The 23,875-nt window shown below is 61.8% G+C and carries 22 protein-coding genes; 8 read left to right on the top strand and 14 right to left on the bottom strand.

What is annotated here, in order from left to right:
• Positions 1–26 precede the first annotated feature (26 nt).
• Complete coding sequence (gene leuS / locus M5B44_RS22195) at positions 27–2,633, bottom strand: leucine--tRNA ligase (RefSeq protein ID WP_248740506.1); 2,607 nt, start codon at positions 2,631–2,633, stop codon at positions 27–29.
• Positions 2,634–2,887: 254 nt separating this feature from the next.
• On the opposite strand from leuS, the gene M5B44_RS22190 reads away from it, so the two are divergent.
• Both M5B44_RS22190 and M5B44_RS22185 read left to right on the top strand, forming a co-directional pair.
• The gene (locus tag M5B44_RS22190; protein ID WP_248740505.1) at positions 2,888–3,211 is read left to right on the top strand and encodes a hypothetical protein; all 324 of its coding nucleotides are present in this window, start codon (positions 2,888–2,890) and stop codon (positions 3,209–3,211) included.
• A gap of 105 nt (positions 3,212–3,316) precedes the next feature.
• On the top strand, positions 3,317–4,096 hold the full coding sequence (locus M5B44_RS22185; protein ID WP_248740504.1) for a YdcF family protein: 780 nt from the start codon (positions 3,317–3,319) through the stop codon (positions 4,094–4,096).
• Positions 4,097–4,131: 35 nt separating this feature from the next.
• Here the strand turns inward: M5B44_RS22185 and lnt are convergent, their stop codons facing one another.
• From lnt to miaB, 5 genes are all read right to left on the bottom strand, one after another.
• Positions 4,132–5,655 (bottom strand): apolipoprotein N-acyltransferase, encoded by a 1,524-nt coding sequence (gene lnt, locus M5B44_RS22180; RefSeq protein WP_248740503.1) that lies wholly within the window; start codon positions 5,653–5,655, stop codon positions 4,132–4,134.
• Positions 5,656–5,669: 14 nt separating this feature from the next.
• A complete protein-coding gene (locus M5B44_RS22175) occupies positions 5,670–6,509 on the bottom strand; it encodes an HlyC/CorC family transporter (RefSeq protein WP_007909641.1) in 840 nt (279 codons plus the stop codon).
• 5 nt (positions 6,510–6,514) lie between these two features.
• Complete coding sequence (gene ybeY / locus M5B44_RS22170; protein ID WP_248740502.1) at positions 6,515–7,009, bottom strand: rRNA maturation RNase YbeY; 495 nt, start codon at positions 7,007–7,009, stop codon at positions 6,515–6,517.
• Positions 7,002–8,006, bottom strand: a complete 1,005-nt coding sequence (locus M5B44_RS22165; RefSeq protein ID WP_011336084.1) for a PhoH family protein — start codon at positions 8,004–8,006, stop codon at positions 7,002–7,004. Before M5B44_RS22165 ends, ybeY begins: the two co-directional genes overlap by 8 nt.
• Before the next feature lie 123 nt (positions 8,007–8,129).
• Positions 8,130–9,458, bottom strand: coding sequence for a tRNA (N6-isopentenyl adenosine(37)-C2)-methylthiotransferase MiaB (gene miaB / locus M5B44_RS22160; protein WP_011336083.1), 1,329 nt, complete (start codon positions 9,456–9,458; stop codon positions 8,130–8,132).
• Between the two features lie 134 nt (positions 9,459–9,592).
• Here miaB and M5B44_RS22155 point away from each other — a divergent pair, with 134 nt between their 5' ends.
• Complete coding sequence (locus M5B44_RS22155; RefSeq protein WP_007958692.1) at positions 9,593–9,922, top strand: DUF1820 family protein; 330 nt, start codon at positions 9,593–9,595, stop codon at positions 9,920–9,922.
• 30 nt (positions 9,923–9,952) lie between these two features.
• Here M5B44_RS22155 and M5B44_RS22150 read toward each other — a convergent pair whose 3' ends face one another.
• The 4 genes from M5B44_RS22150 to M5B44_RS22135 all read right to left on the bottom strand — a co-directional run bounded on the left by M5B44_RS22150 (position 9,953) and on the right by M5B44_RS22135 (position 13,466).
• Positions 9,953–10,507 carry a tetratricopeptide repeat protein gene (locus M5B44_RS22150; RefSeq protein WP_003228518.1) on the bottom strand — a complete coding sequence of 185 codons (555 nt, stop codon included), beginning with the start codon at positions 10,505–10,507 and terminating at the stop codon, positions 9,953–9,955.
• A gap of 225 nt (positions 10,508–10,732) precedes the next feature.
• A complete protein-coding gene (gene hemL, locus M5B44_RS22145; protein ID WP_248740501.1) occupies positions 10,733–12,016 on the bottom strand; it encodes a glutamate-1-semialdehyde 2,1-aminomutase in 1,284 nt (427 codons plus the stop codon).
• Positions 12,017–12,026: 10 nt separating this feature from the next.
• Entirely contained in the window at positions 12,027–12,650 is a 624-nt protein-coding gene (gene thiE / locus M5B44_RS22140; protein WP_248740500.1) for a thiamine phosphate synthase, read from the bottom strand.
• Between the two features lie 18 nt (positions 12,651–12,668).
• Positions 12,669–13,466, bottom strand: coding sequence for a hydroxymethylpyrimidine/phosphomethylpyrimidine kinase (locus M5B44_RS22135; protein WP_085712267.1), 798 nt, complete (start codon positions 13,464–13,466; stop codon positions 12,669–12,671).
• A 304-nt stretch (positions 13,467–13,770) separates the two neighbouring features.
• Here M5B44_RS22135 and M5B44_RS22130 point away from each other — a divergent pair, with 304 nt between their 5' ends.
• The 4 genes from M5B44_RS22130 to M5B44_RS22115 all read left to right on the top strand — a co-directional run bounded on the left by M5B44_RS22130 (position 13,771) and on the right by M5B44_RS22115 (position 20,243).
• Positions 13,771–16,119: a hybrid sensor histidine kinase/response regulator gene (locus tag M5B44_RS22130; RefSeq protein ID WP_248740499.1), complete on the top strand. Its 2,349-nt coding sequence runs from the start codon at positions 13,771–13,773 to the stop codon at positions 16,117–16,119.
• A 95-nt stretch (positions 16,120–16,214) separates the two neighbouring features.
• Entirely contained in the window at positions 16,215–17,855 is a 1,641-nt protein-coding gene (locus tag M5B44_RS22125; protein ID WP_248740498.1) for an acyl-CoA dehydrogenase family protein, read from the top strand.
• Positions 17,856–18,035: 180 nt separating this feature from the next.
• The gene (gene amn / locus M5B44_RS22120; protein ID WP_162130486.1) at positions 18,036–19,535 is read left to right on the top strand and encodes an AMP nucleosidase; all 1,500 of its coding nucleotides are present in this window, start codon (positions 18,036–18,038) and stop codon (positions 19,533–19,535) included.
• 72 nt (positions 19,536–19,607) lie between these two features.
• Positions 19,608–20,243 carry a pseudouridine synthase gene (locus M5B44_RS22115; protein ID WP_248740497.1) on the top strand — a complete coding sequence of 212 codons (636 nt, stop codon included), beginning with the start codon at positions 19,608–19,610 and terminating at the stop codon, positions 20,241–20,243.
• Here M5B44_RS22115 and M5B44_RS22110 read toward each other — a convergent pair.
• Together M5B44_RS22110 and M5B44_RS22105 are read right to left on the bottom strand one after the other, a co-directional pair.
• Entirely contained in the window at positions 20,238–20,447 is a 210-nt protein-coding gene (locus tag M5B44_RS22110) for a DUF2788 domain-containing protein (protein ID WP_003228500.1), read from the bottom strand. The two genes, M5B44_RS22115 and M5B44_RS22110, sit on opposite strands and share 6 nt — an antisense overlap.
• A gap of 106 nt (positions 20,448–20,553) precedes the next feature.
• Positions 20,554–21,033, bottom strand: coding sequence for an Lrp/AsnC family transcriptional regulator (locus M5B44_RS22105; RefSeq protein WP_007909658.1), 480 nt, complete (start codon positions 21,031–21,033; stop codon positions 20,554–20,556).
• Positions 21,034–21,489: 456 nt separating this feature from the next.
• Here M5B44_RS22105 and M5B44_RS22100 point away from each other — a divergent pair, with 456 nt between their 5' ends.
• On the top strand, positions 21,490–22,542 hold the full coding sequence (locus M5B44_RS22100) for a DUF6515 family protein (RefSeq protein ID WP_248740496.1): 1,053 nt from the start codon (positions 21,490–21,492) through the stop codon (positions 22,540–22,542).
• On the opposite strand, the gene M5B44_RS22095 is transcribed toward M5B44_RS22100, so the two are convergent.
• On the bottom strand, positions 22,536–23,432 hold the full coding sequence (locus tag M5B44_RS22095) for a cation diffusion facilitator family transporter (protein WP_085712262.1): 897 nt from the start codon (positions 23,430–23,432) through the stop codon (positions 22,536–22,538). The genes M5B44_RS22100 and M5B44_RS22095 overlap by 7 nt on opposite strands.
• Positions 23,433–23,447: 15 nt before the next feature.
• Positions 23,448–23,867 carry a polyribonucleotide nucleotidyltransferase gene (locus M5B44_RS22090; RefSeq protein ID WP_248740495.1) on the bottom strand — a complete coding sequence of 140 codons (420 nt, stop codon included), beginning with the start codon at positions 23,865–23,867 and terminating at the stop codon, positions 23,448–23,450.
• Between the last annotated feature and the right edge of the window lie 8 nt (positions 23,868–23,875).

Here is a 23,875-nt window from a genome sequence, read left to right as displayed (position 1 = left end):
CCAGGCAGACCCGGCGTCCGATCCAATTAGCCGGCGACGATATTGACCAGTTTCCCGGGCACTACGATCACTTTGCGAATAGTCAGGCCATCGACGAAGCGCAGCACGTTTTCGTTGGCACGGGCGGCGGCTTCGACTTCTTCACGGGTCGCGGCAGCCGGCATTTCGATCTGGCCGCGCAGTTTGCCGTTGACCTGGATGACCAGGGTCAGGCTGTCCTGCACCAGCGCGCTTTCGTCCAGCACCGGCCAGCCGGCGTCGATCACCGGATCAGCATGTCCCAGGCGATTCCACAGTTCATGGCTGATGTGCGGCGTGATCGGGGCCAGCAGCAGGGTCACGGCTTCCAGGCCTTCGTGGATCAGCGCACGGTCCTGCTCGGTGGCCTGGGCGGCTTTTTCCAGCACGTTCATCAGCGTCATCACCTGGGCGATGGCGGTGTTGAATTTGTGGTTCTGGCCGACGTCATGGCTGGCCTGCTTGATCGCCTGGTGGATCGCACGACGAACGACTTTCTGCTCGTCATTCAGGCCGGCGATGTCCAGTTTGCCCGGCAGGCCCTGAGTCACGTGGGCCTGAGCCAGACGCCAGACGCGCTTGAGGAAGCGATGCGAGCCTTCCACGCCGGAGTCGGACCACTCAGCACTCATGTCAGGTGGCGAAGCGAACATCATGAACAGACGGCAGGTGTCGGCGCCGAACTGATCGATCATCGATTGCGGGTCGACGCCGTTGTTCTTCGACTTGGCCATCTTCTCGGTGCCGCCGATTTCCACCGGCAGGCCGTCGGATTTCAGTTTGGCACTGATGACCTTGGCCTTGTTGTCGCGCTCGAGTTCCACGTCCGCCGGGTTGAACCAGGTGTAGGCACCGTTGGCTTCACGACGATAGTAGGTCTCGGCGACCACCATGCCCTGGGTCAGCAGGTTCTTGAACGGCTCGTTGGAGCTCACCAGGCCTTCGTCGCGCATCAGCTTGTGGAAGAAGCGCGCGTAGAGCAGGTGAAGAATGGCGTGTTCGATACCGCCGATGTATTGATCCACCGGCAACCAGTGGTCGGCTGCGGATTTTTCCACCAGGCCGCCTTCGAAGTGCGGCGAGGCGTAACGGGCGTAGTACCAGGACGACTCGACGAAGGTGTCCATGGTGTCGGTTTCACGCTTGGCAGGCTGGCCGCATTTCGGGCAGGTGCACTCGTAGAACTCGGGCATGCGCGCCAGCGGCGAACCGGCGCCGTCCGGCACCACGTCTTCCGGCAGTACGACCGGCAATTGGTCTTCCGGCACCGGCACGTCACCGCAGGCATCGCAGTGGATGATCGGGATCGGGCAGCCCCAGTAGCGCTGACGGCTGATGCCCCAGTCGCGCAGGCGGAACTGGGTGCGCGAGGCGCCCAGCTCTTTCTTGATCAGGGCGACTTCCATGGCGTCGAACGCGCCTGCGAAGTCCAGGCCGTCGAACTCGCCGGAATTGATCAGCGTGCCGTGCTCGCCGTAGGCGTCCTGCCACGGAGCCGGGTTGGTTTCACCGGAACTGGTGCGAACCACGGATTTGACTGGCAGGTTGTATTTGTGGGCGAACTCGAAATCGCGCTCGTCGTGAGCCGGCACAGCCATCACTGCGCCGTCGCCGTAGTGCATCAACACGTAGTTGGCGACCCACACCGGCAGTTTTTCGCCGGTCAGCGGGTGCTCGACGAACAGGCCGGTCGGCAGGCCTTTCTTCTCTTGAGTGGCAACGTCGGCTTCGGCGACGCTGCCGCCCTTGCATTCGGCGATGAACGCTTGCAGCTCAGGGTTGTTCTTGGCGGCGAGAGCGGCCAGGTGGTGTTCGGCGGCCACCGCAACATAGGTTGCACCCATCAGGGTGTCCGGACGGGTGGTGAAGACCTTCAGGGTGCCGCTTTCGCCGATCGAATCGACGTTGTACGGGAACTGCACTTCCATCCCGCGGGACTTGCCGATCCAGTTGCGCTGCATGGTCTTGACCTGTTCCGGCCAGCCGGTCAGTTCGTCGAGACTCTCCAGCAGCTCATCCGCGTAGGCGGTGATCTTGAAGTAGTACATCGGGATTTCGCGCTTTTCGATCAGCGCGCCGGAGCGCCAGCCGCGACCGTCGATCACCTGTTCGTTGGCCAGAACGGTCTGGTCGATCGGGTCCCAGTTCACGGTACCGTTCTTGCGGTAGATCACGCCTTTTTCGAACAGACGGGTGAACAGCCACTGCTCCCAGCGGTAGTAATCCGGCTTGCAGGTGGTGACTTCGCGGGACCAGTCCACCGCGAGGCCCAGGCTGCGCAGCTGGGATTTCATGTAGGCGATGTTTTCGTAGGTCCACTTGGCCGGGGCCACGTTGTTCTTCATCGCGGCGTTTTCCGCCGGCATGCCGAAGGCGTCCCAACCCATCGGTTGCAGGACGTTCTTGCCGAGCATGCGCTGGTAGCGGGAGATCACGTCGCCGATGGTGTAGTTGCGCACGTGCCCCATGTGTAGCTTGCCGCTGGGGTAAGGGAACATCGACAGGCAGTAGTAAGTCTCCTTGCCTGGCTGTTCACTGACTTCAAAGGACTTTTGCTCGTCCCAGAACGACTGGGCGGCGGCTTCGATTTCACGGGGCTGATATTGTTCGTGCATGGCTACTTTTGTACTGGATAGGGGTGGCCTAATCCTCTTCAATGCGACATCCGGAGCGGGCCGGACGGGCTGGAAGTGGAGTTACAGGAAGCGCCGTAGCATACATGACCGCGCTTGGCCTAGGGAAACCCTGATTGCAGCCGTTTGACCCGTTGAAATCGCGGCGAGGGCCGTTGGTCGCGGCGTGCAGCCGGTTTATGCAGCGAAGCTAAGCTCTAACTGGGGAGTGAGTCTTATCTTCAATGAGGTGAGGGATGGTGGAGTCACAGCAAAGAAACATAACCAAACCCGAGTTGTACGAGCGGTTGATCGATCGTCTGGGAATGGCCCTGGACGCGGCAAAAACCGCTGGACGGCTGCGCGACGAGCGCCCCCTGGAGCTGGAATTGCGTGGCTTGAGCCCCGCCGAGTTCAATCTGGTCAAGGCTTATCTGGATCGCAGTGAGCGTGAAACCCACGGATACCTGTCACAGGCAGTGAAGCAACTCGATGCAGCCCAATCGGCCAAGGTCATCTGGCTCAAGGACAAGGCACCGGGCAGAGAGACCGTAAAAGTGCGCACTCTGCAGGCCAAGTAAACGCATGGCAGGTCAAAAAGCGGATCTTTTTCAACGGGATCCGACCCTACTGGTTGTCGCGTCGTATCAACCCACTTAGGCTTCGGGCATCTCTGGAGATGCCCGATGCCTTTTCGTTATTTCATTAAACAACTTCTGTTGCCGCCCGGCCTTCTCTTGCTGCTGTTGCTCGTCGCCTGGTGGTTGCGACGTTCGCGGCCGCGACTGGCCGGGCTGTGCTTCGTTCTGGGTTTTGGCGGCTTCCTGCTGATGAGCCTGCCGGTGGTCGTGCAATGGGGCGCCAAGGCCCTGGAGCGCGAGCCGCCGCTGGCCCGGGATTCATGGACAAGCCTTGCGCAACGCGCTGATGCGATTGTGGTGCTGGGCTCGGGTCGCGAGCGCGGAGATCTGGCCTGGGGTGAGGATCAACCGACGGGCGTCGGGCTTGAGCGACAGCGTTATGCGGCGCGTCTGGCCAAGGCCTCTGGGTTGCCGATTCTGACCAGCGGTGGCCTGCATTACGGTACGCCGCCGACCGAAGCCAAGTTGATGGCCGATTCGTTGCGCGATGATTTCGGTGTGACGGTGCGCTGGCAGGAAGGGGAGAGCCGCACCACGTGGGAAAACGCTGCCTTCAGCGCCAAGATGCTGCTGCCGGAAGGCGTCAAACGCATCGTGCTGGTGACCCAGGCCTGGCACATGCCGAGGGCGGTGTGGAGTTATCAACAGGCTGGATTCGAAGTGGTGCCGGCACCGGTCGGTTTCCTGGGCACCGACAATGCCCGGCCGTTCGGCGGCTGGATGCCGGAGTTCAAGTCGATCTGGCAGAGCGGACAGTTGCTGAACGAGGCGGTGGGGCAGATCGGCTATTCGTTGTTCTACCGAGCAGGCGACAGCGGAGACTGAGGGCTTCCGCGCAAGGCGCGGAAGCCCTTCAATGGTCAGAGGGTCTTGGACATCCGGTTGGTCATCAGCGCCCAGCCAAACAGCACCACGCACAGGATGATCAGCGGCCACGAGCGCCACTGCAGATACGGCGTCAGGTTGTGCATCGGCACCACTTCGCCGTACAGCACGCCTTGTTCGAACTGCGGAATGCGTTCGGTGATCTGCCCGAACGGGTTGATCAGGCCGGTCACGCCATTGTTGGTGGCGCGGATCATCCAGCGCCCGGCTTCAAGAGCGCGCATCTGTGCCATCTGCAGGTGTTGCAGCGGGCCGATGGAGGTGCCGAACCAGGTGTCGTTGCTGATGGTCAGCAGCAGATCGCTGTGTGCGGCCAGACTTGCTGCGAACTCCGGGTACACCACTTCGTAGCAGATGAACGGCGCAATCTGATAACCCTTGGCCTGCAACAGCGGCTGATCCGCAGGACCGCGGGCGAAGTCGGACATCGGCAGATCGAAGAACGCGATCAGCCCGCGCAGCAGATCCTGCAACGGTACGTATTCGCCGAATGGCACCAGTTTCTGTTTCAGATACGTGCCGTCGCCTTCGCCGACCACTGTGATGCCGTTGAAGAAGCGTTTTTCGTGACGCACCGTCTGGCGGATCGGCACACCCGTGATCAGCGCCGATTTACGCTCGGCGGCGAAGGTGCCCATCATGTTCAGGTAGCCCTCGGCGGACTCCTTGAGCACCGGGACGGCGGTTTCCGGCCAGATCAAAAGGTCCACTGGCTTGGAGCGGAAACTCAGGTCACGGTACAACGCCAGTTGCGCGTTGAGCTGCGCCGGGTCCCATTTCATGCTTTGCTCGACGTTGCCTTGAATGGCGGCAACGGTCAGCGGTGCGCCGGACGGGCTGGTCCAGGCGTGGCCTTTCAAGGCAATGCCTGCTGCCCATGGGCCAACCAGCAACACCAGCCCGGCAGCGATAAAACCTTTACGGCCAGTCTGCAACAGGCGTGGTGTGTTGTAGATCAGCGCGGCGGTCAGCGCCAGGACGAACGACACCAGCCACATGCCGCCCACCGGCGCGAGCCCGGCCAGCGGGCCATCGAGCTGGCTGTAACCGGAATACAGCCACGGGAAACCGGTGAGGAACCAGCCGCGAAACGCTTCCTGGCCAACCCACAATGCCGCGAAGGCCAGGGCATCGGCCAGTGGCGCTTCGTTGCGGCGCAGCCAGCGCGCCCACAGCCACGCGGGCAGGGCGAAGAACCAGGCAATGGCCGCGGTGAAAATCAGCATCAGGAACCCGGCCAGCAGCACCGAAGCGCCGCCGAAATGGTGGATGCTGTAATAGATCCAGCTGGTGCCGGCGCCGAACAGGCCGAAACCGAAGCACCAGCCGCGACCCAGGGCCTGGCGCGGGCTCAGCTCGCGCAGGCCGGCATAGAACAGGCCGACCGCCAGCAGGGCCAGCGGCCAGAGATCGAACGGTGCCAGCGCGAAGGTGGTGATTGCACCGGCCGCCACGGCCAGCAGGTTACCGGGCCAGCCGGGGCGGGTTGTCCAGCGCATTTCAGTCCTTAAATTTACCGGGCGATTGGCGTGAGTCGCAGCAGATGAATCCGACGGCTGTCGGCGTTCAGGATGCGGAAACGATAGGCGCCGATTTCAGTGATTTCGTTGCGTTTTGGCAAGTGCCCGAACGCGCTCATCACTAGCCCGCCGACGGTGTCGAACTCGTCGTCGGAGAATTCGCTGTCGAAGAACTCGTTGAAGTTTTCGATCGGCGTCAGGGCCTTGATCAGGAAATCACCGCTGGGCAGCGGCTTGATGTAGCTGTCTTCTTCGACGTCGTGCTCGTCTTCGATGTCGCCGACGATTTGCTCGAGCACGTCTTCGATGGTCACCAGACCCGCCACGCCGCCGTATTCGTCGATGACGATGGCCATGTGGTTGTGGTTGGCGCGGAACTCGCGCAGCAACACGTTCAGACGCTTGGACTCCGGCACGAAGGTGGCCGGGCGCAGCAGGTCCTTGATGTTGAAGCTGTCGCCGTTCTCCTTGAGGATCAGCGGCAGCAGATCCTTGGCCAGCAGCACGCCCATCACGTCGTCATGGCTTTCGCCGATGACCGGGTAGCGCGAGTGGGCCGAGTCGACCACGGCAGGGAGAAATTCGCGGGGTGTCTGGGTCGCCTTGATGCTGATCATCTGCGAGCGCGGCACCATGATGTCGCGAACCTGCAGGTCAGCCACCTGGATGGCGCCTTCGACGATGGCCAGCGCTTCGCTGTCCAGCAGTTTGTTCTGATGTGCATCGCGCAGCAGCTCCAGCAGCTCCTGGCGGTTCTTCGGCTCGTGGGCAAAAGCCTGGGTCAGTTTACCCAGCCAGGACTTCTGCCCGTTGCTCGATCGATCTTCGCTCATAGCGATTACTCTGAATCCTTTGTTGTAACGATAGGGGATGTTTCGGTTTCGTCGTCCGAGTACGGATCGGGATAACCCAATTCGGCAAGCAAGTCGCGTTCCAGTGCTTCCATTTCCTCGGCTTCCTCGTCATCTATATGGTCGTAACCAAGTAGATGCAAGCAGCCGTGAATGACCAGATGTGCCCAGTGGGCCTTCAGTTCCTTGCCCTGTTCGGCCGCTTCGCGCTCAACCACGGCCACGCAGATCACCAGATCGCCCAGCAGCGGGATGTCGAGAAACTCGTCGGGCACTTCGGCGGGAAAGGACAGGACGTTGGTCGCGTAATCCTTGTGGCGCCAGGTGTGATTCAGTTCGCGGCCTTCGTCCTCGTCGACCAGACGAATGGTCATTTCCGAATCGGCGGTGCGCTGGCGCAGGGCCAGTTCGCACCATTGGCGGAACTCGGCTTCGGTCGGCGCAGACGCTTCGGTCGCGATTTGCAGGTCAAGCTCAAGCATCGTGGCGAGTGTCCTTTGGCGCTTCATCGGCCAAACGCGTTTCGAAGCGCTCGTAGGCTTCGACGATGCGTTGCACCAGCGGGTGGCGCACCACGTCTTTAGGCTGGAAGTGAGTGAAGCTGATACCCGGCACATCCTTCAGGACTTCGATGACATGATGAAGTCCGGATTTGGTGCCACGCGGCAGGTCGACCTGCGTGATGTCGCCGGTGATCACGGCTGTGGAGCCGAAACCGATCCGGGTCAGGAACATCTTCATCTGCTCGACGGTGGTGTTCTGGCTTTCGTCGAGAATGATGAAACTGTTGTTCAGCGTACGACCGCGCATGTAGGCCAGCGGTGCGACTTCGATTACCTGACGTTCGATCAGCTTGGCCACGTATTCGAAGCCGAGCATTTCATAGAGTGCGTCGTAGAGCGGGCGCAGGTACGGGTCGATCTTTTGCGAGAGGTCGCCGGGCAGGAAGCCGAGTTTCTCGCCCGCTTCGACCGCCGGACGCACCAGCAGGATGCGGCGGATCTGCTCGCGTTCCAGCGCATCCACGGCGCAGGCCACGGCCAGATAGGTCTTGCCGGTACCGGCCGGGCCGATGCCGAAGTTGATGTCGTTGCCGAGGATTTCCTTCACGTAGCGCAACTGATTCAAGCCGCGTGGGCGAATCATGCCTTTCTTGGTGCGCAGGGCGACGGAGGCTTCAGCGGGGGCGTGGTTGTCCAGTTGCTCGACGGCCGATTCCTGGAGGAACAGGTGAACCGTATCCGGCGACAGCTCTGAACCCTTGGTTTCCCGGTACAGGCGGCGAATCAGGTTTTCCGCGGAAGTGGTGTGCTTGGGTTCGCCGATCAGCTCGAACTGATTGCCGCGGTTGCGGATCTCGATGGCCAGGCGCTGTTCGATCAGGCGCAGGTGTTCGTCGAACTGCCCGCACAGATTGGCGAAGCGGCGAGCCTCAAAAGGCTCGAGGATGAAACGATGAGGTTCTATGGGTGCGTTCAAGGTCGTATTTAGCCGCCCTGGGGCAATTGGGATGAAATCAAGGATAACGCCAGTGGCGTGGGTGCGAAAGCTCTTAAAAAGCCTGGCACCGATTCAGCCCTCTGGCGCGGTCTCCTTGCGGTGTTACTGGATCAGCGAGCCGCGCAGCGAGTGCGGTTGTGCCGCATCGATGTGCACGTCGGCGAACTGGCCGATCAGGGTCGGATTATCGCAGCGGAAGTTGACGATACGATTATTTTCGGTGCGCCCTTGCAGCTCGCCCGGGTCTTTCTTCGAATAGTCGGTCACCAGAATCCGCTGGACCGAACCGACCATTTGTCGGCTGATCTCGAACCCTTGCTGGTTCAATCGGTGCTGCAAGGCGTTCAGACGTTCTTTCTTCAGTTCTTCCGGGGTGTCGTCGGCCAGATCGGCCGCCGGAGTGCCCGGGCGCTGGCTGTAGACGAACGAGTAGGAAAAGTCGAAACCGACATCGGCAATCAGCTTCATGGTCTGTTCGAAATCTTTCTCGGTTTCGCCCGGGAAGCCGACGATGAAGTCCGAGCTGATGCAGATGCCCGGTACGGCAGCGCGCAGTTTGCGCAGCTTGGATTTGTACTCCAGCGCCGTGTGGTTGCGCTTCATCGCCGCCAGGATCCGGTCCGAACCCGACTGCACCGGCAAGTGCAGATGCTTGACCAGTTCCGGCACTTCGGCGTGGGCCTGGATCAGGCTGTCGGAGAATTCCAGCGGATGCGACGTGGTGTAGCGGATGCGGTCGATGCCGTCGACCGCCGCGACGACGCGGATCAGTTCGGCCAGATCCGCCAGGCGACCGTCGTGGGTCAGCCCGCGATAGCCGTTTACGTTTTGCCCCAGCAGGGTCACTTCACGCACGCCGTTCTCGGCCAGGTGGATGATCTCGGCAATCACGTCGTCGAACGGCCGGCTGACCTCTTCGCCACGGGTATAAGGCACCACGCAGAACGTGCAGTACTTGCTGCAGCCTTCCATCACCGACACGTAGGCGCTCGGGCCGTCGATGCGCGGCTCCGGCAGGTGGTCGAACTTTTCGATTTCCGGGAACGAGACGTCCACTTGCGGCAGCTTGCTGATGCGCGCGGCGTCGATCATTTCCGGCAGGCGGTGCAGGGTCTGCGGACCGAACACCACGTCAACGTACGGGGCGCGATCACGGATCGCCGCGCCTTCCTGGCTGGCCACGCAACCGCCGACGGCGATCACCATGTCCGGGTTGGCCAGTTTCAGTTCGCGCCAGCGGCCGAGCTGGGAATACACCCGGTCCTGGGCGCGTTCGCGGATCGAACAGGTGTTGAGCAGGATCACGTCGGCGTCTTCTGCCCGCGCGGTGACTTCCAGGGCCTGGTGTTCGCCCAGCAGATCGACCATGCGCGAGCTGTCGTACTCGTTCATCTGGCAACCGTGGGTTTCGATGTAAAGCTTCTTGGCCATGGAATAGGGTCGTCACGTGGTTCAAAGAACCGCGCATTATAGGGAACATGTCCCCAGGTTCCTACCGTTGCGCGTCCAGTGGCTATGCTATAGTTCGCGCCCTCATTTTTACCCCGATGTGTTGTCCGCCCGCCATGACCAAACGCGAAGCTCCAATCTACAAGGTGATTTTCCTCAACCAGGGCCAGGTGTTCGAAATGTACGCCAAGCAGATCTATCAAAGTGATCTGTGGGGCTTTCTGGAAGTGGAAGAGTTCGTCTTTGGCGAGCGCACCCAGGTGGTCGTCGACCCGAGCGAAGAGAAGCTCAAGGCACAGTTCGAAGGCGTGGTGCGCAGCTTTGTGCCGATGCATTCGATCGTGCGCATCGACGAAGTGGAACGCCTCGGCACGCCGAAAATCAGCGAAGCCCGTGGCGGTGTTGGCAATGTGATGCCGTTCCCGGTACCGATGCCCGAGAAGTAAGCGGGGCGGGAAAAGGACCTACGACAGGAGCTACGGCAGGGGCGAGAACGGCGTACGCCCGTCGGCGCTCTGCAGTTCCATCAGGTATTTACGGAAAATTTGCCCGAGCACCTGGGTTGCGGTTTCCAGGTCTTCGCGGGACATCTTTTCGGAGACTTCGTCGGCGGTGTCGAGCGCGTCTTCGGCGCCGTTGACCGCGGCCATCTTCAGCACGATGTAGGCCTGAATGTTGTTGGCCTGCACGCCCTCGCCGTGGAAGAACATGGTGCCGAGCTTGAATTGCGCCTGGGCGTGGCCTTGCAGCGAGGCCTTCTCGAAATAGCTCAGGGCTTGATTGAGGTCGCGCGGCGCATTCTTGCCGTCGTAGTAGAACTCACCCAACTCGTATTGCGCTTGCGCATCCCCTTCATCCGCTGCCTTTTGGCAGGCGGCGAGGGCCTGCGTGACATCTTGCGGCTGAGTATTGAGGGTGCAGCGACCCATCGCCGGGATCAACAACGAGTTGCCGCCTGCTTGTGCATGTGCGAGCAGCGGCTGAAGGAGCAACAGGCAGCCCAAGGCAAGGGTGCGGCCGGTGCGGTTCATGGGAATCGACTTACCTCTGAAGGGCGCGCGGACCCGTCGAGGGATCCAATAAGCGCGCATTATGAAATAAGCAGGGGCCACCTTACAAAGTCTTTACTCGATTTTCTGCTGTGTGGGGAATATATCACCCGGTTTGCGGGAGATTTTTGGCAGAAGCGTCGGAGAAAACGCTGGAATGTAGGTGAAAGCTGACGCTGGCAATGGCCAACGTCAGCGATCAAGCCATTACTTCAATTTGGCGAACGCGCGCTCGGCGGCGTCGAGGGTCAGTTTCAGTTCGGCTTCGCCGTGGGCGATCGAGGTGAAACCGGCTTCGAACGCGCTCGGTGCCAGGTACACGCCACCTTCGAGCATCAGGTGGAAGAAACGACCGAACAGCGCCGCATCGCTGGCCATCACGTCTTCGAAAGTAACAATGTCGTCAGCGCCGCTGAAGTACAGACCGAACATGCCGCCGGCCTGGGTGGTCACGAACGGAATTCCCGCCGCGTCAGCGCGCTGCTGCAGGCCGTCGAGCAGGCGAGTGGTGTAGTCGGTCAACTCGGCGTGGAAATCCGGACGGCTGATCAGGCGCAGGGTAGTCAGGCCGGCGGCCATCGCCAGCGGGTTGCCCGACAGGGTGCCTGCCTGATAGACCGGGCCCAGCGGTGCGATGCGCTCCATGATCGAACGCTTGCCGCCGAAACAGCCGACCGGCATGCCGCCGCCGATGATCTTGCCGAAAGTGGTCAGATCCGGAGTCACGCCGTAGTAAGCCTGGGCGCCGCCGAGGGCCACACGGAAACCGGTCATCACTTCGTCGAAAATCAGCACCACGCCGTGCTTGTCACACAGGCTGCGCAGGCCTTCGAGGAAACCCGGCGCCGGCGGCACGCAGTTCATGTTGCCGGCCACCGGCTCGACGATGATGCACGCGACGTCCTGGCCGACTTCGGCGAGCATTTTTTCAACCGCGTCGATGTCGTTGAACGGCAGGGTCAGGGTGTGTTTGGCGAACGCCGCCGGTACGCCGGCCGAACTTGGCACGCCCTGGGTCAGTGCCCCGGAACCGGCCTTGACCAGCAGACTGTCGGAGTGACCGTGGTAGCAGCCTTCGAACTTGATGATGCTGTCACGGCCGGTGAAGCCACGGGCCAGACGGATTGCGCTCATGGTCGCTTCGGTGCCGGAGCTGACCATGCGCACCATTTCCATCGACGGCACCAGCGAGCAGACCAGATCGGCCATCTCGGTTTCCATCGCGGTCGGCGCGCCGTAGGACAGGCCGTGTTGCAACTGGTTACGCACAGCGTCCAGCACGTCCGGGTGGCTGTGGCCGAGAATCATCGGGCCCCAGGAACCGACGTAATCCACATAACGCTTGTTGTCTTCGTCGGTGACGTAGGCGCCTTCGGCGTGCTTGAAGAACAGCGGCGTGCCGCCGACGCTCTTGAACGCGCGAACCGGCGAGTTCACGCCACCGGGAATGTGTTTCTGGGCGTTGGCAAACAGGGTTTCGGAACGAGACATGATCGGGCTCTCAGACTTTTAGTAATTCGTTGAATGCGCGGGCGCGGCGGGTCACTTCGGCGGTGCTGTCGGCGCCGAACAGGCCATGGACCACGGCCAGCAGATCGACACCGTGGGCCACCAGCGGCGCGGCGTTGTCGAGGGTGATGCCGCCGATCGCGCAGATCGGCAGGTGCAAGGCGCGTTTGGCTTCGTCGAGCAGATCGAGGCTGCAGGTCGGCGCACCAGGTTTGGTATTGGAATTGAAGAAACGGCCGAAGGCGACGTAGCTCGCGCCTTCTTTGGCGGCCTGTTCGGCCAGTTCGAGCTGGGCGTGGCAGGTCGATCCGATGATCGCTTTCGAGCCGAGCAGGGCGCGGGTCGGCGACAGCGGGCCGTCGGTCTGGCCCAGGTGTACGCCGACGTTCAGGCGTGCGGCCAGTTCGGCGTCATCGTTGATGATCAGTTGCGTCTTGTAGCGCTCGCACAGATCACGCAAGGCCTCGGCCTCACGCAGGCGCCGGGCTTCGTCGCTGCTCTTGTCGCGGTATTGCAGCAGGGTGACGCCGCCTTCCAGCGCCGCCTCCACGTACGGCAGAAACTTGCCGGCCAGCAATGGACCGTCGGTAATGGCGTACAGGCCACGTAGTTTCATCAGGCAGACCTCACGACGTTACGAGCAGAAATCCAGCGGCAGGCGACGCGGCACGAACTGGCCTTTGCCCAGTTGTTCGGCATCGCGCAGGGTGCGCCAGGTGTAATCCAGCGCAGTACGCACGGCGCTGGCCAGGTTTTCGCCCTGTGCCAGTCGACCGGCGAGGGTGCTGGCCAGGGTGCAGCCGGAGCCGTGATAGCTTCCCGGCAGGCGCTGGCACTTGAAGGTTTCGCGCAGGCCATCACGGCTGTACAGGCGATTGTGGATTTCGGTTTCGTCGCCGTGACCGCCGGTGATCAGCAGGTTCTTGATGAACGGCAACAGTTTTTCAGCACACTCGTCCGCGGTGCCTTCTGGCAGTTCGGCGAGGATCCGGGCTTCGGGAAGGTTGGGGGTGGCGATGATCGACAGCGGCAGCAGGCGTTCGCGCATGGCGTAGCCGACTTCGTCCTTGCCCAGGCGTCCGCCACCGCCGGCGCGGAGCACCGGGTCGCAGACCACTGGCAAGTGCGGGTGCGCCTGGAGCAGTTCGACAACGGTGTCGACCATTTCCAGGGAACCGAGCATGCCCAGTTTCACTGCCGCGACTTCGGAATCGTTGAGCACGGCATTGGCCTGGGCCAGTACCCACTCACGGTCGAGGACGCGAAAATCAGTGACGTTGACAGTGTCTTGCACGGTCAGGGCGGTGACGGCCGGAGCCGCATGGCAACCCTGAGCGAGCAGGGCTTCGATATCTGCCTGCAAGCCGGCGCCACCACTGGGGTCGTGGCCGGAGAGACAGAGGACAACGGGGCGTGAGCTGTAGATATTCATGGTGCGCGAGCTTACCACCAAACCTGTTTTTCGGGTGTTGTGGCGCAGCGCTTGGCCGATAACCTCGATAACCGGATCCGCAAGGGTTGTAACAATCTGACCAAGCCAACAGCTCTAGCTCGGCGTTTTGCTCTGAAACGCCCGTTCTAGAGCCTTTGTCAGAAAAATTTCCATGGTGCTTAATGGCCATCAACGGCTATGCTAGAGTGGATCCAAACCAATAACAGGTAATACCGGTTTTACGTCATCTCAAAGGGAATGGGGGGCTTCCTGACACAACCGGACAAGCCACGCTGGGGCTTCAATGCGCTATTTGTTGATGTTGCTGTTCTGTTTGCCCCTCCTGGCAAACGCCGTCGAGTTCGACGAGTTCACCCAGAGCCTCCCCCTGGGTCGATCCCTGCAAGTGTTCGAAGACCCGAGCGGTCAGGCGAGCATTGCCGACGTCCGCGCGCAGGCCGCTGCCGGACAATTCAAAAAACACGATAAAGCCACACTCAATGCCGGTTACTCGCGCTCGGCGTTCTGGCTGAAGATCGACCTGCATTACCGTCCGAGCAATCCGGCGGCGCAGCGTACCTGGTTGTTGGAGCTGGCCTACCCACCGCTCGATCACCTCGATCTGTATCTGCCCGACGCCGCCGGCGACTATCGGCTGGTGCGCCAGACCGGGGACGCGCTGCCGTTCGCCAGTCGCGAGATTCGACAGAACAACTACCTGTTCAACCTCACGTTCAAGCCTGGCCAGCAACAGACCGTCTATTTGCGACTGTCCAGCGAAGGCTCGATCCAGGCACCGGTGACGTTGTGGTCGAGCACTGCGTACCTCGAAGACCAGCCGGTGCGCCTGTATGTGCTGGGCCTGATTTATGGCGTGCTGCTGGGGATGCTGGTCTACAACCTGTTCATCTACCTCAGCGTGCGCGACACCAGTTACCTCTATTACATCTTCTATATCGCGTCGTTCGGCCTGTACCAGCTGTCAGTGAATGGCGCGGCGGTCGAGTATTTCTGGCCGGACAATCCATGGTGGGCCAACGCCGCCACGCCGTTTTTCATTGGTTGCGCGGGACTGTTCGGCAGCCAGTTCGCCCGCAGCTTCTTGCAGACCAAAAACCACAGTCGCTGGCTCGACCGTCTGTTGATCGCCCTGATCGTTTTCGGCGCGCTGGTAATCGGTCTGTCGCTGATGACCAGTTACGCCCTGGCCTTGCGCCTGGCGACAACCCTGGCGCTGACTTTCACCGTGGTGATCTTCGCCGCCGGGATCCTCGCCTGGTGGCGCGGCCTGCGGGTGGCGCGCTACTTCATCATCGCCTGGTCGGCGTTTCTGCTCGGCGGGATCGTCAACACGATGATGGTTCTGGGCTTGCTGCCGAACGTATTCCTGACCATGTACGCCAGCCAGATCGGCTCGGCCATCGAAGTGGCGCTGCTGTCGCTGGCGCTGGCCGACCGCATCAACGCGATGCGTGAACAACAGGCGCAGACGCTGTTCGATGCCGGCCAGAAACTCGAAGTGCTCAACCAGCAACTGGCCCACAGCAACAAGCTCAAGGACGAGTTCCTCGCGACCCTGACCCACGAACTGCGCACGCCGATGAACGGGGTGATCGGTTCGCTCGAGCTGATGCAGACCGTCGAACTGGATCCGGAACTGGAGCAATACCAGCAGACCGCCGCCGGTTCGGCCCGGGACATGATGCGCATGGTCAACGGCATCCTGACCCTGACCGAATTGCAGGCCGGCAAGCTCAAGGCGACGCCGGGCAGTTTCAGTCTGCGGGCGGTGGTCGAGGCGCTGCGCGTGCAGTTCGACGGCAATGCGTCGAGCAAGTCGCTGGACTTCAAGGTCGACGTGCTGCCGACCCTGCCGGATCGCCTGCATGGCGACAGCGCCAAACTCGCGCAATGCCTGGAATGCCTGCTGGACAACGCGATCAAGTTCACCCGCGTCGGCGGTCTCGCCCTACGGGTCACCGGCAAACCGTCGACGGACAATCGCCTGGCGCTGTCGTTTGCGGTCATCGACACCGGCATCGGTTTTACCGATCTGGGCGAAGCCACGCTGTATCAGCGCTTCTTCCAGCTCGACGGTTCAATGACCCGTGAGTACGGCGGTCTGGGCGTCGGTCTGGCGATCTGCCGACAACTGGTGGAACTGCTTGGCGGCAAGTTGACCCACCGCTCCGAGCCGGGACGCGGCAGCCGTTTCCAGCTGGACGTCGAGTTTGAATTGCCGGCCGTCGAAGCCGCGCCGACGCCTGTTCGCGATGCCATACGCGCACCGCAGGACTGCACCGTTTTGCTGGTGGACGACAACAGCGTCAATCAATTGGTGATGCGCGGGATGTTGCTCAAGCTCGGTTTCCGCGTGCGCACTGCCGACCATGGTGCCGCGGCGCTCGAATATTTGCAGCGCGAGCCGTTCGATGCGGTGCTGATCGATTGCCAGTTGCCGCCGCTCGATGGTGCGTCGCTGTGTTGCCAGATCCACGACCTGCCGGGCTGTGCCAACCTGCCGGTGTTCGTGATCGCGTTGGGGGCGGATCGAGAGCATTGCGCCTCCGCCGGCTCGATCGATTACCTGAGCAAACCGGTGAAATTCGAAGACTTGCAGGTCGCGATGCAGCGGCGGGTATTGAGTTGCTGATAGGGTGAAAGCGCCGGTATTTAGGCCGATATGACACTTTGATCGGTCCGGGGGCGGTGCTTAACTGAAGCTCTGGCCGATCAAGGAGCCCCATCATGAACCTGCATCAGTTCGCCGAAACCCACGAAGTGACCAACCAGCCACCGTCGCTGGACGGCACCAATCTGTACCGCATCGACCTGCCGCTGCAGGAGTGGTCGCGGCGGTTCGGCGCCGGCTGGGCCGAATCGCGGATCGATGCCTACGGCGCATTGGCCGGCGGGCCGTTGATGGAGGCCGGGTTCCTCGCCAACCAGAACAAACCGGTATTTGCCAGCCATGACCGCTACGGTCATCGCATCGATCTGGTGGAGTTTCATCCGGCGTATCACGAGTTGATGCGCACGGCCATCGAACATGGCCTGACGTCGTTGCCCTGGGCCCATCCACAGGATGGCGCCCATGTGGCTCGCGCCTCCATGAGTTATCTGCACAGCCAGGCCGAGGCCGGCAGCGGTTGCCCTTTGACCATGACCTTCGCCAGTGTCCCCGCGATGCGTTTGCAGCCGGATCTGGCCGAGCAATGGTTACCGAAAATCCTCGCCACCGAATACGACCCGCGCAATGTCGGCATGGCCCACAAGGCGGGCGTGACCATTGGCATGGCGATGACCGAGAAACAGGGCGGCACCGACGTGCGGGCCAACACCACCAAGGCTTATCCGGTCGGCGCCAGCGGCCCGGGCCAGGCTTATGAGCTGGTGGGCCACAAGTGGTTCTGCTCGGCGCCGATGTGCGATGCGTTCCTCACGCTGGCACAGACCGACAAGGGCCTGACCTGTTTCCTGCTGCCGCGCCATCGCCCGGACGACACGCGCAATCAGTTCTACATCCAGCGTCTGAAAAACAAACTCGGCAACCAGTCCAACGCCTCCAGCGAAGTGGAGTTCCGTGGTGCGCTGGCGTGGATGGTCGGTGAGGAAGGGCGAGGCGTGCCGACCATCATCGAAATGGTGGCGATGACCCGCTTCGATTGCATGGTCGGTTCCAGCTCGCTGATGCGTCAGGCGCTGACCCAGGCCAGCCATCACTGCGCCCACCGCAAGGTCGGCGGCAAACTGCTCAGCGAACAACCGCTGATGCAGAACGTGCTGGCCGATCTGGCGCTGGAAAGCGAAGCCGCGCTGGCGTTGAGCCTGCGCATGGGCAAGGCACTGGATCATCTGAATGATCGCCATGAAGCGCAATTCGCACGCCTGGTGACGGCGGTGGGCAAATACTGGATCTGCAAACGTGCGCCGGGAATGATCAACGAAGCCGCCGAATGCATGGGCGGCGCCGGGTATGTCGAAGACAGCATCTTGCCGCGCCTGTACCGCGAAGCTCCGGTGAACTCGACGTGGGAAGGTTCCGGCAACGTGCAATGCCTCGATGTGTTGCGCGCACTGTCGAAAGAGCCGGGTGTGCTGGATGTGCTGTTCAACGAACTGGGCGACGGCCATGGCGACAAACGTCTTGCAGCGCATATCCAGCAGTTGCAGGCGTCGTTCAAGGACACCAGCGACATTCAATACCGTGCGCGGCAACTGACCGAAGACATCGCTCTGGGGTTGCAAGCGAAGCTGTTGCTGGAGGCCGGGAATTCGGCGGTCAGCGATGCCTTTATCGCCAGTCGCCTGAGTAACGGCGGTCGGGTCTACGGCGCGTTGCCCCGTGGGCTGGATGTCGAAGCCATCGTTGCCCGCTCGACGCCGTAAGGTTTCTAAAACACCCTGTTGGAGCAGGCTTGCTCGCGACGGAGCCGGTACATTCAACATCAATGTTGGCTGTGCTGACGCCTTCGCGGGCAAGCCCGCTCCCACAGGGATCGCCTATACCTGTCAGATTGATGAATAGCCACAACGCCACTGTTTCCGTGAAGCCACGATGCAGGCAAGATGAAGCTCTGCAAGTCAGAACACAGGAAGCTGATCGTGACCGAAGCGTTTATTGTCGTTCAAACCGCCGAACAAGCCGTGGATCGTCTGGCCGAGCTGCATGAGCGGGCCACCACGGCGCTGAACTCGGCGCTCAAGCGTTATCTCAAGGATCGCGTCGAGCCCGACGCCGAGCAACGTGCCCTGTTCCGTTATCCCGAACTGCGTCTGACCTACCACTGCCAGGGCGAAGTCCCGCAGACCACCCGCGCCTACGCCAAGGTGCAGTTGCCGGGCACCTACAGCGTGACCGTCACCCACCCGGCGGCGTTTCGCAAATACCTGCTGGAACAGCTCACCCCGCTGATGCATGACTTCACAGTGACCGTGGAAGTCGGTGTCAGCGAGCAGAACATTCCGTACCCGTACGTAGTCGAGCAGGGCGATGAACTGGCCGGCTCCGGCGTCACTGCCGCCGTGCTGGCGCGGGTGTTCCCGAGCACCGACCTGTCCGCCGCCACCGATGGCATCGCCGACGGTCTCTATGACTGGGAAAACACCGATCCGCTGCCGCTGGCGCTGTTCGATGCGGCCCGCGTCGACTTCTCGCTGCGTCGTCTGGTGCACTACACCGGCAGCGACTGGCGCCATGTGCAGCCGTGGATTTTGCTGACCAACTACCATCGTTATGTCGACCAGTTCATCGTTCACGGTCTGGAGCAATTGCGCCGCGACCCGCGCTTCGTGCGCATGGTGTTGCCGGGCAACGTGATCATCGAAAAGGGCATGGATCACGGCGAAGCCTCGGCGATTGCGGCCGGTGTGGTCTGGCACCGCTACCAGATGCCGGCCTATCACCTGATCGCCAGCGATGGCCACGGCGTGACCCTGGTGAACATCGGGGTTGGCCCGTCCAACGCCAAGAACATCACCGATCACCTGGCCGTGCTGCGTCCGCATTGCTGGCTGATGATCGGTCACTGCGGTGGCCTGCGTCAGTCGCAGACCATCGGCGACTATGTGCTGGCTCACGCTTACATGCGTCGCGACGGGATTCTCGACCGGGTGGTGCCGCCGAACATTCCGATCCCGGCCCTGGCCGAAGTACAACTGGCGCTGCAGCAAGCGGCGGCCAACATCACCGGCGAGAAGGGCGAAGAGCTGAAGAAGCGCCTGCGCACCGGCACCGTGCTGACTTATGACGACCGTAACTGGGAATTGCGCTGGGCCCAGGAGCGACCGCTGATCAACCTGTCCCGCGCCGTGGCAGTGGATATGGAAAGCGGCACCATCGCCGCTCAGGGTTATCGCCTGCGGGTGCCATACGGTACGTTGCTGTGTGTTTCGGACAAACCGCTGCACAGTGAAATCAAGCTGCCGGGTTCGGCCAACGCGTTCTACGAGCGCGCGGTCAGCCAGCACTTGAAGATCGGTATCGAAGCGGTGGATCTGCTGCGCACCGAGCTCAACTCGCTGCACTCGCGCAAACTGCGCAGCTTCGACGAACCGCCGTTCCGCTAACGGTTAGTCGTGGTCATTTGGCGGTCGGGGCACTAGCATTGTCAGCCCCGACCGTTAGATGTTGTTTTGTCCATGTCCCGTCCCCAACGTCCACCTTCCCGCCGCCCCGGCGCGAAGCCAGTTTCTTCAGCCCCGCGCCGCGTCGCCAAGGCGCCACCGGCCGAGCCGAAGCTGATCCTGTTCAACAAACCGTTCGATGTGCTGACGCAGTTCAGCGACGGCGAAGGGCGGGCGACGCTCAAGGATTACATCGACGTTCCGGGCATCTACCCGGCCGGGCGGCTGGATCGTGACAGCGAAGGTTTGCTGCTGCTGACCAACGACGGCCAGTTGCAGGCGCGGATCGCCGACCCCAAGCACAAACTGGCGAAAACCTATTGGGTGCAGGTCGAAGGCGTGCCGACGGCCGAGCAGTTGCAGCGCCTGCGTGACGGTGTCGAGCTGAATGACGGCATGACCTTGCCCGCCGAAGCGCGGCAACTGGATGAGCCTGAACTGTGGCCGCGCAATCCGCCGGTACGCTTTCGCGCGACCATTCCGACAACCTGGCTGGAGCTGGTGATTCGCGAAGGGCGCAACCGTCAGGTGCGGCGAATGACGGCGGCGGTAGGATTGCCGACGTTGCGGCTGGTGCGGGTCAGGATTGGTGACTGGACGATCGAAGGGCTCGATCAGGGCCAGTGGAAAGAAGTGCCGGCGCGCTTATAAGGCACCGGATTCGATCAGGCCGATCACCACACTCTTGATGATGAACGCGGCCACACCCAGACCCAGCACGAAGAACAGAATGAACGAGCCGAAGCGCCCGGCCTTGGACTTCTTCGCCAGATCCCAGACGATGAAACCCATGAAAATGATCAGGATGCTGACCAGACCGGTCATCATCCACTCTTCAAATACTGCTGGATCCATCGGGCATCTCCGGCGCTGTGCGGCTGAAAGGGCGGCCGGGAGTATACGCCAGCGGCGAACGACGCAGCATTGACCTGCGTCGGTGTGCCGCAGTCATTCGTCGATTTCAGCTACGCAGATGAGTCAGCGGCAATTCGGTGCTGTTGAGCACCTGATTCAGCACAAAGCTCGAGCGCACGCTGGTCACGCCTTCGATCCGGGTCAGGTGCCCCAGCAGCAGCTTCTGATAGTGATCCATGTCCGGCACCACGACCTTCAGTTGATAGTCGGCATCCACCCCGGTCACCAGGCTGCACTCAAGCACCTGCGGCAAGGTGCGGATCGCCGCTTCGAAGTTCTCGAAACGTTCCGGCGTGTGCCGGTCCATGCCGATCAGCACGTAAGCGGTCAGGCTCAGGCCGAGCATCTTGCGGTCCAGCAGGGCCACCTGGCGCGAGATGTAGCCGTCGTCCTCCAGTTGCTTGACCCGGCGTGAGCACGGGGAGGGCGACAGACCGATGCGCTCGGCCAGTTCCTGGTTGGAGATGCGGGCGTCGCGCTGCAATTCCGCCAAAATGCTCAGGTCGTAACGGTCGAGTTTGCTCATCAATCGGTCCTTGGTTCTAACTATTGCGGCGGATTATCTATCCAGGGTTAAAAATTGCGCAAGTGGTGTTTAATTGAGCAATCTTCGCAATCATCTGTCGCGGCCTCAGGCCTATTCTTATCACCAGAATCACTGCTCGGTAACACAGTCCACTGCGGCCCGCCCAATCAGGCCCGCCGCGGCCGCCGCCCCCACCGGGGACGTGCCGGCCCCCGAGCTGCACACTGTCCAGAAGACGGCGTGAGGTGAGCCGACGTCAAAAGCGTCGAGCCAGGACGAAGTTCTCTAGAAGGGAGGCCGACGGGTCTCCCTTTTTTCTTGCCCGCGATTTGACCTCGTTCGCTCAATAAATAAATGGCGTGACTGATAACCTGTTGCAGAACCCGGTGTGCCCCTTCCCGGTCTTAGCTACAAGCCCTACTTAATTACAGGGTCCGGCCCGCAGTGAGGAATTTCATGAAGTCGCGTATCTGGCGTCTGGCCAGTGTAGGTTTGCTGTGTGTGAGTGTCTGCGCCCAGGCGCTGGCCGATGAGCCGCAGAATCGCGGCCCCGAAGGTGGCGGTCGCGAGCGGGAACATCAGGGCCACAACGAAGGCCGTGAAGGCAACAACCAGCCACGTCCACAAAACCAGCCGCAGCAGAATCAGCCGCGGCCGCAGAACAACGAGATCATTCGCGGCGACAACAGCCGCCAGTTCGAGCACAACGGTCAGCAGCACAACAATGGGCAGTGGCAGAACCACGACCAGAACCGTCCGGCCTACAATCCCAATCCGGTCCGCCAGCCGCCACCGCCACCACAACTGCCGGCCAACAGCCTGCCGATCCAGCCGCGCCCCGACACCGTGCGCCAGACCCAGGAACCGCGTCAGGGCTACTACCGCGACGAGCGTCCGCAGAATGGCTACCACCAGAACTGGCAGACCGGCAACCGACCCGATGACCGTCGCTGGCCAGGTCGCCCCGACGGGCATGGCAACGGTTGGGGCCCCGGCCCGCAGTACCGGCCGGGCCATGTGATCGACCGCTTCCCGGATCGTGACTTCCGCGTTCCGTATCGTGGCCAGGATTATTTCTTCTCCGGCGGCTACTGGTATCGCCCGCAAGGTCCGCGATATGTCGTGGTTCAGCCGCCACGGGGCATCCGTATCCAGTACCTGCCGGATTACGCCCGTGAAGTGTGGATCGGCGGTTCGCTGTTGTTCCTGGCGGCAGGCTCGTACTACGCCTATCAGGAAGCGACCCAGGATTACGTGGTGGTCGAGCCGCCAGTACAGCAGCCTCCGCAACCGACAAACAACGGTTATGACGTGGAAGCCTATCCCGCCAACGGCCAGTCGCCGGAGCAGGTCCAGCAGGACGGCTACCAGTGCTATCAATACGCGGTGCAGCAAAGCGGTTTCGATCCGCGTACCGCGACCTACCAGCCCGCACCCGAAGTGGTGCAGGCCTACCGTCAGGCCCAGGGCAATTGCCTGAGCAGCCGCGGTTATCAGGTCAACTACTGAGCCCGGGCGGCTTTCACTACTTCCTGCGGGTCGGCGTGCACCAGCACTTCGGCCCGCGGGTAGGCAGCGTGGATCGCATCGGCCGCTTGATCGCTGATGCCGTGGGCGACTGACAGCGTCAGTTCTCCCGGCAATTCCAGGTGCAACTGCACGAACCAGTGATTACCCGAGATCCGCGTGCGCAGATCATGTGCGCCCAGCACACCCGGCACACCGCAGGCCAGTTCAAGCATGTGCTGACTGACATCCACCGGCAGCTCTTCATCCATCAACACCGAAAAACTCTCCCGTGCAATCTGGATCGCGCTCCACAGGATGTACACGGCAATCCCCAGACCGAACCACGCATCCAGTTGATGAAAGCCCAGACCCGCCAGGATCAGGGCGATCAGGATGCTGCCGTTGAGCAACATGTCCGAACGGTAATGCAGCGAGTCCGCGCGAACGGCGTTGGAGCCGGTCTGCTTGATCACCCGATGCTGCAGCATCAGCAGCGCCGCTGTCAGCAGCAGGGAAAACACGATCACGCCGATGCTGATCCAGGGCGCGCCGAGCGGTTCCGGTTGCTGAATGCGTTCATAAGCCTGAAACGCAATCAGCACCGCACTGCCGCCAATGAACAGCGCCTGCGCCATGCCCGCCAGGGATTCGGCCTTGCCGTGACCATAGCGGTGATCGTCATCCGCCGGGCGCAGCGCGTAGTGCACCGCCAGCAAGTTGAGCAACGAAGTGACGCCATCGAGGGCCGAGTCGGTGAGGCCGGCGAGCATGCTCACCGAACCGCTCAGCCACCAGGCGATGGCTTTGGCGATGATCAGCGTACAGGCCACCGCCACCGAGGCGCGGGTCGCCAGCCGCAGCAGGCGGGCGTGTTCGGGGCTGGAGGTCATGGGTGCGTTGATTCCTTATGCGGCAGGTTGCAGGCCGAACATCGCCAGTTGCTGGGTGCTGCCCTTGTGCTGGATCAGCCGTGGGTCATCTAGAGGCAGGTTGCGGCCCAGTTCTGTTTCGAGAATAGCCTGCAACTTGAGGTTATCGACCTGGCCATCCGGGCCGACGGCTTGTTTGAGCTTGACCGGATCGACCTGCGCCGTGCGGCCCGGTTCGAAATAGATCGCGCCGGTGGTGAAGTCCACGGCAAACGCGATTACGCCGGGAAGGATATAGAACAGCAGGCCCACGGCATCGAGCACGGCAATCGCCGGGTCGATCTTGCCGTCGATCTGGCCGCGCCGGTCGGGGTAGAAAATCGAACCGCACGCGGTGATCTGAGTGAGCAGGGTGGCAACCAGTACACCGCCGATCAGGCGAAAAGGTAAGCGCATGGGAATCT

It is taken from the genome of Pseudomonas sp. MWU12-2029 (assembly GCF_023242425.1).
Lineage (GTDB): Bacteria > Pseudomonadota > Gammaproteobacteria > Pseudomonadales > Pseudomonadaceae > Aquipseudomonas > Aquipseudomonas kribbensis.
Note: the sequence above shows the minus strand (reverse complement) of the source record. Positions and strands in the feature narration are given on the sequence as shown.